Here is a 12,849-nt window from a genome sequence, read left to right as displayed (position 1 = left end):
CATACTGTATTTCAGCATCGTTGAACACTAGCTTACTACCGAAATGAATAACATGATAACGATATCGGCAGCATGCCGCCTATTGTGAAGCCCGTATTCCTATATATACCGCCAGACAGTGCCTGAACGACATCGTATCGACCATACGGAATCAGCTGGACGCATGCCGCGATCCTTTTGTATATACACCGATATGTGGTTCCATTGAAACAACACGGGCTCTTTTATATATTCAGCATCGCCTCGTTATATTCCTGCCGACGCTTACACGAATTTCCCGATTTTCACACGGTAACGGCCTTTTTTCGTAATACCTTCCAGCTCCAGCACCTTGAAGCGTCCCATTCCCTGTACCGATACTACATCGCCTTCTTTGAGCGCATGAGAAGGATCTTCCTCTGGCTTCCAGTTGACCTTACAACGCCCAGCCTTGATCGGTACGAGTATTTTACTGCGACTTAGTCGATACACATCGCTGGCGATACCATCCAGTCGCATCGAAGCGACAGATAGGTCCATCGTTTGCAGCTCCTGCTCGGCAGCACGTAATTGCTCAATCGGTAATAGACTGGTCATCACATGTAGTCGGTGTACCTGATTCATATTCAAATTAAGATACGATGCAATCTCCGTGGCAACGACGGTATGACAGCCATCATCCAGGACATGAATATCGCCAATCTTGTCGCGCTTCATTCCGAGTCCAAGCAGCGAGCCCATATAATCGCCATGCTCCAGCTCGGTAAAACGTTGCCCTTCTGGTGTAATCTCCAGCACCGTCAGCTGCATATCTTCCTGCGATAGATCCGCATAATCCGGTGCAATTAATGCACGTCTACGCTCTGCATGCTCCGATCCACCCTCCAGTCGGATCTGCACATCGGGCTCACGAGCCGCCAGTGTGGACAATATATACGCCTGACGCGGATCAAGAAAATCCGTCAGCTTCTGTTCATGATAACGGGCTGCATTCTCAATCCACTCGGCTGCCCGTTCCACAAATTCTCGCTCGTCTGGATGAAAATGACTAAAAATAGTTTTGTTCATACCTGCTAACTACCTTTCCTCCAGACCGCTGTATAGATGATGTACAATGACCTTTTACGCTGATACTTTTCACTCTGATATCTGGTCTATATCATCTATTCCATTCAGCAGCTGTCTCTCTTTGATAAAATTAATCGCTATATAAAGCTCGAATGACTGCATAGGTAGCTCATGGGTTGAGTCTGAATTAGCCCATTCCTCTGCTATCTTCTATTCACCCAGCTATCGTCTATTCCAAGCAAATCCTATCCAAAGCAAAAAGCCGAAGCATGCAGCAGAGCAACAGTCCCACTATTGTCTGCTTGGTGCTTCAGCTTTGAATCCTTACACATTCTGTACATGTGCAAACGATGAATACCCGATTAGAACAAAATCGTTTGCAACAGGTAAATCAATCCGCTAAACGCCAGCTGTAATACAAACAGAGCGACGATCGGCGAAATATCCAGTACGCCTCCGATTGGCGGAATAAAGCGACGGAAAGGCGCAAGATAAGGTTCAACCAGACGCGCCAGCAATTGACCAAAAGAGCTCTCACGAGCACTAGGCAGCCAGGACATCAGGATATAGATAATAATCATGTACATGTAGATTCGGTATGCAATACCGAGAATTTCGAAAAATACGCTCAACTTCCGATCACCTCATCTTGTTATAATCAAAATCGTCGCTCATAATCTCAGCGATTGTGCCCTCGATTTCGACTGTATCCGGTGTACACAGGAAAATGTTGCCGCCGATCTTGGAAATGCTACCACCCAGTGCATAGACCGTACCGCTCATAAAATCGATAATACGCAGCGCCTGATCGTTACGAACACGCTGCAAATTGACGATCACCGAGCGATGCGAACGCAGATGATCTGCAATGTCCTGAGCTTCATCATAGCTGCGCGGCTCGTTCAAAATGACTTTGACATTTTTCTGTGAATGAATACTGACGACATTATTGGCTCTACTGTTTCTACGTGCATCCGCAGGAGAAGTTTCACGAGAATCGACTTCTTCTTCGATAATCTGCTCGCGTTCTACAACTTCCTCTTCCTCCTGAAGCCCGAGAAAATTCATAAACCGATTCATTACACCCATCGTTAATCCTCCTCTTTGCCAACCAGGATCGAGCCGAGGCGTACAAATGTCGCCCCTTCCTCAACAGCAATCTCAAAATCACCCGACATCCCCATCGACAGATGCTTGATCGGCTCTGCCGTTAATCCAAGCGTATTAAGCTGATCTCTCAGCTCACGCAACCCTCTGAATACCGGACGCGTCTGTTCTGGCTCGTCCACCTCAGGCGCCATCGTCATCAGACCGACTACCTTCAGATGCGGCATCTGCTGTAAGGCTTGGAAAAAGTCCTCTACCGCTTCCGGTGCAAGACCATACTTGGACTCCTCACCCGATACATTAATCTGTACAAACACCTTCACGATCAGCTCCAGCTCGGCTGCTTTTTTCTCCAGCTCCTTCGCTAGCGATAATCGATCCAACGAATGAATATATTCAAACTTGCCGATAACATCCTTGACCTTGTTTGTCTGCAAATGTCCGATAAAATGCCATACTCCACGTTCATGCAGCGCTTCCCATTTATCCTTCGCATTTTGCCAGCGATTTTCGCCCAGATGAATCAGTCCCGCATCCAGCACCTGACCCGTTTTCTCGGTCGATACGTATTTCGTTACGGCTACCATCTGTACGTCACTTGCCTGGCGTCCACTGCGCTCACAAGCGGCTTGAATGCGCTGCTCTACTTGAGCGATTCGTTCCTGCAATCCCAATCTGTAGTCACTCCGTTTCTATACCAGCCCAGCTTGCCATGCGGCCTGTACGACCGCCATCTGCACGATAAGAAAAGAATAGATCATGGCGTTCGTGCGTACACCACTGACTAACTTCGATATGCTGAGGCTGTATTCCTGCAAAAATCATCAATTCACGGTTTAATTGTTTTAAATCAAGCCACGTTTTGCCCGGAGCGCCGGATTTTGCATATGTAGGCACTTGTCCATTACCCTCAAGCCTGCCTGTCCAAACATCGACATGCTCCATGACGCGCTCATCGACTTCATATTGTCCCATCCCGATCGATGGCCCGATCGCTGCACGCAGATCAGCAGCTTGACTGCCATATTGACGCTCCATCGTGCGAATCATCTCACCTGCAATATCAGCGACTGTACCTTTCCAGCCCGCATGAGCAAGCCCAACGACACGCCGAACAGGGTCTATAAAATATAATGGCACACAATCCGCGTAAAAGGAAGTCAGCAGTATGCCCGGTACATTGGTAATTAAGCCATCTGTATCCTGAAAGGCACTTGCTCGATCTGCCCAGCCCTTGCCTGAATCCTCTGCGGTCACACAGGCAATATGATTGCTATGTACCTGCTCACCACACACCCAACCTTTAGGATCAAAGCCAAGCTGCTGACATAGCAAACGTCGATTCTCCAGTACATCCTCTGGCTGATCCTCTACATGATAAGCAAGATTAAAGGAATCATATGGCGCCTTGCTGATGCCTCCACGCCTTCCGGTAAAGCCAGCACTAATTCCATCGCTCCATTCTTTACCGCTTAGCAGAAACAGCTCTGGACGCTGCTCCGTTACGCCTGTTTGCCAATTACTTTGAAACGGCTCCATCCTACACCTCGCTATCCTGATGATCTATCGTTATGTTCAATGAGCCCGTCCGCTCATCATTCCTTGTTAGTACATCAAAATACAACTCAATCTGACATTGTTATCATGCGATGACGCTGCGCACCTATTTTGATAGCTGTATTTATTACTGTAGCATATTCTGCCAGCTTACACCTATATGTCAAAACAAAAAGGACCTGTTTTCCGCAGAAAACAAGTCCTTTTATCGTAACCTGTAATGCCCTGCGCAGGCAAGGTTCTAGTCGTTTTTATGACGGGAACGATTACGCAGGAAGGTCGGAATGTCCAATTGATCGCCGCTTGGCTGCTGCTGATTGTTGTTGAATTGGCGCGGATTAGGCGCTTTTTCTTCAACAGGCTCGCTGGAGCTTTGTGGCTGCTGGCTTGCTGCTGGACGGCGTGCAGGCTGCAACGGCTGTGCAGGCTTATGCTCAAATCCAGTGGCGATGACGGTTACCTTAATTTCTTCCTTCAGGTTCTCGTCGATAATCGCACCAAAGATCATATTCACTTCTGGATCGGAAGCGCTTGTTACGATCTCAGCCGCTTCATTTACTTCGTACAGGGACAGGTTCGTACCCCCTGTGATGTTCATGATCACACCGCGTGCACCCTCAATCGAGGTTTCAAGCAGTGGGCTCATAATCGCTTTACGTGCTGCTTCAGCCGCACGGTTCTCACCTGTTGCTTCACCGATACCCATCAATGCAGAGCCACGCTCGGTCATGATTGTTTTTACATCGGCAAAGTCAAGGTTGATTAGTCCCGGTACAGCGATCAGGTCAGAAATACCCTGAACCGCTTGACGCAGTACATTATCCGCTTCACGGAATGCTTCCAGCATCGGCGTCTTTTTATCGACGATTTCGAGCAAACGATCGTTTGGAATCACGATCAGTGTGTCTACTTTTTCCTTCAGTGCTTCGATGCCCTGCTCTGCATGAGAGAAGCGTTTGCGTCCTTCAAAGGTAAATGGACGAGTTACTACGCCCACAGTCAGCGCGCCGCATTCTCTAGCGATCTCAGCAATCACTGGAGCAGCCCCTGTACCTGTACCGCCACCCATACCAGCAGTAACGAATACCATATCTGCACCTTTGAGTGTGTTGCTGATCAGATCGCGAGATTCCTCAGCTGCTTTTTTACCTACTTCAGGATTAGCGCCAGCGCCAAGTCCACGAGTCAGCTTATCACCGATTTGCAGCTTATGCTCGGATTTCGCCAGATGCAGTGCCTGTGCATCTGTATTTACCGTTATAAATTCTACGCCTTGTACACCATTTTCGATCATACGGTTCACGGCATTGCTTCCGCCGCCACCTACGCCGATGACCTTAATCTGGGCCAGGCTTTCCATTTCAAAATCGAATTCCAACATCTATCCCATCTCCCCCTCAATGTCCATGAATGGCTCTTTTCCAGCTAGAATAAACTTCATCAGATAAATTCACTGAACATGTTTTTGAGCCGTTCAATCAAGCCCGGTTTTGCGCTGCTCTCCGGGGTCGATGCGGCCTTGTTGCGTGCAGGTGCCTTTTTGCTTGCACCAGCCGTACTGCCGCCACCGCGAATATTACGGATTACATTATACAAAATACCTACTCCGCTTGTATAAGCAGGATCGCGTACACCGATATAATCAGGAACTGCTACCCGTACAGAAGCCGCCAGCTCCTCGCGAGCGATCTCAAGCACGCCCGGCATCGAAACTGTACCTCCTGTGAGTATATAACCACCAGGAAGCTCATGGTAACCGAGCCGTACAACTTCCTGACGAATCAGCTCGAAGATTTCCTGTACACGCGGCTCAATAATAGCAGCCAGATCTTGCTGGGTAAACTCCTTATCGACATTGCTGCCGATACGCTGCACCTTGAACACGACATCTGCTGCCGCTTCTTCAACAAGTGCACAGCCATATTTCAGCTTCACCTTTTCGGCATTCTCCGTCAGAGTACGAAGTCCGTATGCGATGTCATTCGTTACGAACTCGCCGCCAATCGGCAACGTGGATGTTGCTTTAAGCGCTCCTTCCTCGAATACCGCGATTGTGGATGAGCCCGCGCCGATATCTACAAGCACAGCACCCATCGTCTTTTCATCCTTGGACAGAGCCAGTTGACCTGCACCAAGAGAGATTAGCACCAGATCCTTAATATGCAGATCTGCTTTTTCCACACAGCGAAGTAAATTGTGAATAGAGGTTTTCGCGCCAGTGATGATGGTAGCTTCTACTTCCAGTCGTACGCCGATCATTCCGCGTGGGTCCTGAATTCCTTCCAGTCCATCCACGACATACTGTTTGGCGACAACATCGATAATTTCACGTTCAGGAGGAAGTGCAATGACTTCCGCAGCCTTCAGCACCCGTTCGATATCCTCTTCGCCAATTTCACGATCTTCGTTGGATACGGCTACAACTCCATGGCTCGTTTGAAGTCCGATATGATTTCCGGAAATACCCACGATTACTTCAGATATTTGAATGCCGACCATACGCTCAGCATGATCAACTGCATTTCGGATGGATTGCACAGTCTGGTCAATATCCACGATTGCGCCTTTGCGAATCCCTTCCGAGTCGGCAGATCCAACTCCAATAATATTAAAGGTTCCATTGTTAATTTCCCCGATAATAGCACGAACTTTGGATGTACCGATGTCCAAACTAACAATGATGTCATTGTTGCTCAAGCCCCTGGCACCTCCTGCAAATTCCATAAAATGGCGAATTTCCTTAATTCCGACCGATTGAATCGAACTGGAAATTCAATTTCCGAAAAACATTTTTTAATATTGCTCTCTACAGTAGTATTCAACATGGTCCATACTTTCCCTCTTTTTTCTGCAAACTTTTTAATATCTGTTGTTAACTTTAGATTCCCTATGAAGCTGTAAAAGTTTAAAGAAAAAAGAACGATTGTACCGTTACACATTCATGGCTGAACCATATGGGATTCAAAGTTTACAAAACTTTAATATCTGCCAAACTTATTCTAGCATTTTTCCGGCTACACAGAAAGTGCCGACATCATATCCAGCGCGATTACAGGCAAATCGATGCTTACAAGCAGCATTTACATCACGGATAGAACCGCTATACATATCATTGTGTTCCTGTACCGTCTGCTTCGCCTTCCGCGTCCTGTGGAACAAATGGTGTGTATGAATCGGCTTCCAGCATCGTGATAATACCCGGTGGCTGTGTCTCAATGACCTGATTCAAATACTCGACCTTGTCTGCCAGGAGTGAAATACTCGTAATGACCTCAAACTGAGAACGCGTATAGATCATAATACGATCGGGAAACGATGGAGTTGGCGATGGCATAATTTCTGATATGTCTGACGTTAGCTCATTCGGAATCGTGCCCAGCACCTTGCACAGCGCCACCTTTTCCTTCTGGTAATCCGCCCACTGGGTAAGCACAGGCTTCTCTACAGCGACGCCGCGATCATCTGCACGTACGGAGGAACCGTTCTGCAAAATAGCCGTTAGCTCGCCAGATGTAGCCAGTTCATAGGCAACAACCGGATATTCGGTAACATGAATATCGATTTTGCCCGGAAATTCCTTCGTAATCGTCGCATCCTCAATTGCCGGAATCGTTTTTAATCTGGATTTGATCGTCGCTGCCGAGATCCCATAGAAGGCATCCCCTTTGGCAAGCCGTGTCACAGATAACAAATCCTCTTTGGAGGTAAAGGCATTGCCGGTAAACGTAATCTGCGATATTTTGCCGATCGGCGAAAACCAGAATACGATACCCAGCGCAACAACAAACAAAATGCTCAGGATGACAATCCACCTGGTGCGTGGGCTAAAGCCTCGTCTACGTTTGGAGGACGGTCCGATCTGGGCAGAAGGTTCATTTTTCGGTAATACAATCAATTTTTGCTTAGGCATGGCAGTTCTCCAGTAATTCGTATTTCGGTTCACTCGACAGATGTGCAGCCCCTTGCTGCCGTTCATCGGTAAGCACGATCATGCTCCGTAGAGGCTCTGCTCAGTGCTTGTCTGCTTTCTTTTCAGCAATCAGACGCTGCATTTCCTCTAGTAACAGGAATGCAGATTGTGGCGTTCCTAGCGCCGATGAAGCTTCGGACATTCGCTTGCGCTCCTGCTTATCATTCATGATGCGATCTACAATGGTGACGAGCGATTGTCCGCTCAGATCACGCTCCAGCAGCATCTCGGCTGCACCGGCTTTTTTCAAAGCTAACGCATTCGCCTCCTGATGATTGTTGGTTACATTGGGAGATGGAATCAAGATTGACGGTGTGCCCAGCGACGTAATTTCCGCCAGTGATGAGGCACCTGCACGACCGATTAACAGCGATGTCGCTGCTAGCACCTCCGGCATATTAGGAATATACGGAAGTACGTGCAGATTCGTCGGAATGGTCTCAACCGCTTCCTCAATGCGCTCATAGATCTCATCATAATAAATTTCACCGGTCACAAATACGTAATGCACATCCGGCTTTTGCTCTAGCAGTGGTGCAGCCTGTACCATCGCCTCTACGAGCGCTCTGGCACCGCGGCTACCGCCAACCATCAGCACAATCTGTGCATCAGCAGGCAGTCCCAGTGAGGCAAGCCCACGTTCACGGTCAGCATGCTGAACCATCGTGGCACGCGGATTACCGGTAAATAGTACACGCTTGGCGCGCTTGAAGCGAGGCAATGCATCTTCAAAGCTTACCGCTACCGTATTGGCATATCCGCTTAAAAATAAATTCGTTAAGCCTGGAATCGCATTTTGCTCATGCACTAGAGTAGGGATGCCTAGCTTGGCTGCCGCATACACGACAGGCCCGCATACATAACCACCTGTACCGATCACAATATCAGGGCGAAATTCACGGATGAGCTTTTTTGAAATTTTCACACCCTGAATGAAGCGATTAATTGTTCTAATATTTTCAAGCGAAAACAGACTCCTTCGGAATCCGGTAATGTCGATGGATTCAAAACGAATTTTGGCCTCAGGCACAATTTTCGTTTCCAATCCCCGTTTACCGCCGATATACAGAAATTCAGCTTTGATGCCCTGCTCTCTGCATTGCTCAGCAATCGCCAGCGCAGGATAGATATGTCCACCTGTACCGCCTCCGGTTAAAATAATTCGCATAATCGAACCCCCTTTCGAAATGGAATGGTATATCACTCATCGCAACTCTAAAGCTATGGTATATAAGATAAGATGGATCAGGAGAGAAGCTAAGCCGTTTATTACATGCCTCTTTGCCTGATATACATCCTTGTCTGCCAATGTGTATTACAGCTTGTGCACTGCGGCTTTAAACTGGTCACCGCGTACTTCATACGATGTGAACATATCCCAGCTTGCACATGCTGGAGATAATAGCACAATATCACCCTTGCTTGCCATCTTGCTTGCAGCTAGTACTGCGCCCTCGATGGCAGCGACTGTGTCTTCAGCTTCATCGATTACTGCAATATCCGCAATGCCAGCCAGCTCGGCAACCTGTGCTAGCTTATGGCGCGTTTGTCCAAGCAGCACGATTCCTTTAACTCCACTCTGGAAGGTAGGCATAAGCTCCATATAATCCGAGCCGCGATCCAATCCACCTGCAATCAGGACGATATCCTGATCCTGAAATGCCGACAGCGCCATTATCGTTGCTCTCGCGTTGGTCGCTTTGGAATTGTTATAGTAATCCACTCCATCATGCTGACGCACATATTCCAGTCGATGCTCAACACCGCGGAATGCGCGTAATGGCTCAGCCAGCGCTTCTGGCTTACAGCCAGCGGCGATTGCCATCGCACAGGCAGCCAGCGCGTTCGCTACATTGTAACGTCCGGGAATGCCTAGCTCATGTACAGGGATGATCGCAATCTCCGTTTGTCCATCGATATACATGATGGTACGCTCTAGCTCATCATCGACACCTTCGATAAAAGAAGGCGTTACATACAGTGCAGCAGCAGGAGCTTTTGCACTAGCCGATGCGGCAGTGATGCTTGCCCCCAGCTCCTCGTAAATGGAAAACGGAACAATATGCTCGGCTTCCATATATGGAATAATGCTACGGCAATAGCTGTCATCCCAGTTTAAGACGGCTGTATCGCCAGTAGTCTGATTGGCAAAAATTTTGCGTTTGGATTCCACATAATCATCCATCGAGCCGTGATAATCGAGATGGGTCTCGGCGACATTTAGCAGACAGGCAATACGTGGTCTAAAGTCCTGTGTGCCTTTCAGCTGAAAGCTGCTTAGCTCTGCAACAATCGTTGGCTTTACAGCTGGATCAGCTTCGGCAACCGCTTGACAGAGCGGAATACCGATATTTCCACCAACAATCGGATGCAGATTGCTCGCTTCTAGCATTTTGCCCACCCAGGTGGTGGTTGTCGTTTTACCATTCGATCCGGTAATACCGATCATTGGAATATCAGACAGCTTATACGCAAGCTCGACCTCAGTAATGATTTCCAGTCCAAGCTCCAGCGCCTGCTTGATCGGCGGAGCAGTATAAGGAATACCTGGATTTTTGACAAGAAGTGCAACGTCAGCATGAATCAATCCATCAGGATGTCCACCACAAATGACCTCAATCCCCAGTCCCTCCAGCTCTGCCGCTTCTGGCGACTGTTCTCTTGGCTTGAGATCATTTACAGTAACAATCGCACCTAGACGGTGAAGCGCCTTCGCTGCTTCCACACCACTACGTGCTAATCCGATTACAACGACCGGCAGACCTTGATATGTTTCAGGAGCATTCATTACGACAACCCCTTGCTAATATAAATTCCGATCACAGCCAGAATCAGGCTTACTGCCCAGAATGTCGTTACAACGCGCCACTCTGACCAGCCGGATAGTTCAAAGTGATGGTGAATCGGCGCCATCTTGAAGACACGCTTTCCATTACGTGTTTTGTACGATACGACCTGTATCACAACGGATAGCAGCTCGATGACAAATACGAGACCAATGATCAGGAACAACAGTTCATTTTTCGTTACGATAGCGATACCGCCAATCGCGCCGCCGATACCAAGCGAACCCATATCCCCCATGAAGACCTTTGCTGGATGAGCATTGAACACGAGAAAGCCCAGTACAGCACCAATCATCGCCGCCGCACATACCGCCGCTGCTGGCGAAGACATCTGAATCGCGATTACAGCATACGCTGCAAATGCGATTGCGCTCACACCAGATAGCAGACCATCTACCCCATCGGTAAAGTTAACTGCATTACTGATCGCCAGCAGCATCACCACGATGAATGGATAGTAGAACCATGGCCCCCAGTCAAAGGTAACATCCATACCTGGAATGCTCAGCGCTGTGCTATGTCCCTTATGGATCAACAAGAAGCAGATAATGGCGGAGAACAGCAATTGTCCCACTAGCTTTTGTCTTGCTGTCAGACCTAGCGAACGCTTAAGTCCAATTTTGATATAATCGTCCAAAAATCCGATCAATCCGAAACCGACCGTTGCTGTGAGCAGCACCCAGAAATTCGTATCTATGACCGAAAATTTGATAAATACAACCGTTGCCGCCAAAATGATGACGATCCCGCCCATCGTTGGCGTTCCCGCTTTTTTCAAATGACTTTGCGGCCCATCGTTACGAACCTGTTGTCCGAACTTGATCCGACGCAACACCGGAATCAGAATCGGCATCGCAATGATCGATAAAATAAATGAGGCGGCTGCCGCTAATAGTAATAATTGAAAATCCATTTTGTTATTCCTCCAGCGCTTCTGCGTTGCTTATTGAATCAGGCATCAGCGCCTGTAAAACTTCTTCCAGTCTCATTCCTCGGGACCCTTTGAACAGCACAACGTCTCCTTGCTGCACCGTCTCCAGCAGAGCAGAGATAAGCTCTGGCTTGGATGTGTAGTCATACACAAGCTCTGGCGACATTTGTGCGCGCGCAGCGTCTGCAATATAACGTCCACGTTCACCGTAAGTGAATAACAGATCAACACGAGTAGCAGCATACGCTCCCATTTGCTCGTGATATACCTGCTCATCCGTACCCAGTTCTAGCATATCACCCAGTACAGCGATACGACGACGATGCTCCTTCATCCCATCCAGTACATCCAGCGCTGCTTTCATCGAGCTTGGGCTTGCATTGTAGGCATCGTTCAGTAGTGTTACACCACCTGCACCCTCTACCTGCTCAATACGCATACCGCTAAGCTTCAACTCCGATAAGCCCGTACGAATCTGCTCGAGTGTGACTCCATAATGTACCGCAATCGCCATCGCTGCGAGTGCATTGGTGACATTATGCAATCCTGGTAGCGGCAGTGTCCACGCTTCATCCTCGTGCACATTTGTTGTAAATATCGTGGAACGTCCACGTGACATCACACCCGTAACCTGCCAATCATTCGATTCGTTTACACCGAATGCAATCTTTTGCATGGATTGCGCACGTAGCTCTGGCTCGTTTAATAGCATATGCAGCAGTGGCTCATCGCCATGATAGACAAACAATCCATCTGGACGTAGACCGCTAACAATCTCCATCTTTGCACGTGCAATTTCTTCACGTGTGCCGAGTAGCTCCAGATGCGATTCACCGATATTTGTAATAATGGCAGCATGGGGACGCGCAATATGAGACAATAGCTCGATCTCACCACGTCCACGCATGCCCATTTCCAAAATGATCATTTCGGTATGCTCTGGCATGCTTAGAATCGTTAATGGCAATCCGATATGACTGTTAAAATTGCCCTGTGTTTTATGCACACGATACGCCTGACTGAGTAGTGCATCTACCATATCCTTGGTCGTTGTTTTACCGTTAGAGCCTGTGACACCGATCACCTTGGCCTCACTTTGCTCCAGATAGGCACTTGCGAGCTGCTGTAATGCCTGGAGCGTATCATCGACAACGATAATATTGCCTGCTGGCGCTTCGCCGCGATCACGCTGCCACAGTGCAGCTGATGCTCCTTTGGACAGCACATCGGCTACAAAATCATGACCATCAACGCGTTCGCCAATAATCGGTATAAATAAGCAATTCTCGTACACCTGACGTGAATCAATCACTACTCCGTGGGAGACCGCTTCGGCAGCTCCGTTCAGCTTTCCGCCGCACATCTCTGCAATGCGCCCAATCGTCATTTTT

Annotated in this window: 12 protein-coding genes; all 12 read right to left on the bottom strand. The window is 48.3% G+C overall.

Going from position 1 to position 12,849, the window contains the following annotated elements:
- Positions 1-264: 264 nt before the first annotated feature.
- The gene (locus IEX62_RS15300; RefSeq protein ID WP_188776401.1) at positions 265-1,047 is read right to left on the bottom strand and encodes a YlmH family RNA-binding protein; all 783 of its coding nucleotides are present in this window, start codon (positions 1,045-1,047) and stop codon (positions 265-267) included.
- Positions 1,048-1,409: 362 nt separating this feature from the next.
- Entirely contained in the window at positions 1,410-1,679 is a 270-nt protein-coding gene (locus IEX62_RS15295) for a YggT family protein (protein ID WP_229685818.1), read from the bottom strand.
- A gap of 7 nt (positions 1,680-1,686) precedes the next feature.
- Positions 1,687-2,136 carry a cell division protein SepF gene (locus IEX62_RS15290; protein WP_188776400.1) on the bottom strand — a complete coding sequence of 150 codons (450 nt, stop codon included), beginning with the start codon at positions 2,134-2,136 and terminating at the stop codon, positions 1,687-1,689.
- A 2-nt stretch (positions 2,137-2,138) separates the two neighbouring features.
- The gene (locus IEX62_RS15285; RefSeq protein WP_188776399.1) at positions 2,139-2,828 is read right to left on the bottom strand and encodes a YggS family pyridoxal phosphate-dependent enzyme; all 690 of its coding nucleotides are present in this window, start codon (positions 2,826-2,828) and stop codon (positions 2,139-2,141) included.
- 7 nt (positions 2,829-2,835) lie between these two features.
- A complete protein-coding gene (pgeF, locus tag IEX62_RS15280) occupies positions 2,836-3,693 on the bottom strand; it encodes a peptidoglycan editing factor PgeF (RefSeq protein ID WP_188776398.1) in 858 nt (285 codons plus the stop codon).
- A gap of 259 nt (positions 3,694-3,952) precedes the next feature.
- The gene (gene ftsZ, locus IEX62_RS15275) at positions 3,953-5,092 is read right to left on the bottom strand and encodes a cell division protein FtsZ (RefSeq protein ID WP_188776397.1); all 1,140 of its coding nucleotides are present in this window, start codon (positions 5,090-5,092) and stop codon (positions 3,953-3,955) included.
- Positions 5,093-5,151: 59 nt separating this feature from the next.
- On the bottom strand, positions 5,152-6,408 hold the full coding sequence (gene ftsA / locus IEX62_RS15270) for a cell division protein FtsA (RefSeq protein WP_188776396.1): 1,257 nt from the start codon (positions 6,406-6,408) through the stop codon (positions 5,152-5,154).
- A gap of 412 nt (positions 6,409-6,820) precedes the next feature.
- Entirely contained in the window at positions 6,821-7,621 is an 801-nt protein-coding gene (locus IEX62_RS15265; protein WP_188776395.1) for a cell division protein FtsQ/DivIB, read from the bottom strand.
- A gap of 100 nt (positions 7,622-7,721) precedes the next feature.
- Positions 7,722-8,849 (bottom strand): undecaprenyldiphospho-muramoylpentapeptide beta-N-acetylglucosaminyltransferase, encoded by a 1,128-nt coding sequence (murG, locus tag IEX62_RS15260; protein WP_188776394.1) that lies wholly within the window; start codon positions 8,847-8,849, stop codon positions 7,722-7,724.
- A 147-nt stretch (positions 8,850-8,996) separates the two neighbouring features.
- Complete coding sequence (gene murD / locus IEX62_RS15255; protein WP_188776393.1) at positions 8,997-10,469, bottom strand: UDP-N-acetylmuramoyl-L-alanine--D-glutamate ligase; 1,473 nt, start codon at positions 10,467-10,469, stop codon at positions 8,997-8,999.
- A complete protein-coding gene (gene mraY, locus IEX62_RS15250; protein WP_188776392.1) occupies positions 10,469-11,440 on the bottom strand; it encodes a phospho-N-acetylmuramoyl-pentapeptide-transferase in 972 nt (323 codons plus the stop codon). The genes murD and mraY overlap by 1 nt, the downstream gene beginning before the upstream one ends.
- Positions 11,441-11,444: 4 nt before the next feature.
- The gene (locus tag IEX62_RS15245; protein ID WP_308422650.1) at positions 11,445-12,845 is read right to left on the bottom strand and encodes a UDP-N-acetylmuramoyl-tripeptide--D-alanyl-D-alanine ligase; all 1,401 of its coding nucleotides are present in this window, start codon (positions 12,843-12,845) and stop codon (positions 11,445-11,447) included.
- Between the last annotated feature and the right edge of the window lie 4 nt (positions 12,846-12,849).

This window comes from Paenibacillus hunanensis (genome assembly GCF_014645615.1).
Taxonomy (GTDB): Bacteria; Bacillota; Bacilli; order Paenibacillales; family Paenibacillaceae; genus Saccharibacillus; species Saccharibacillus hunanensis.
This window is presented reverse-complemented; position numbering and strand designations above follow the sequence as displayed.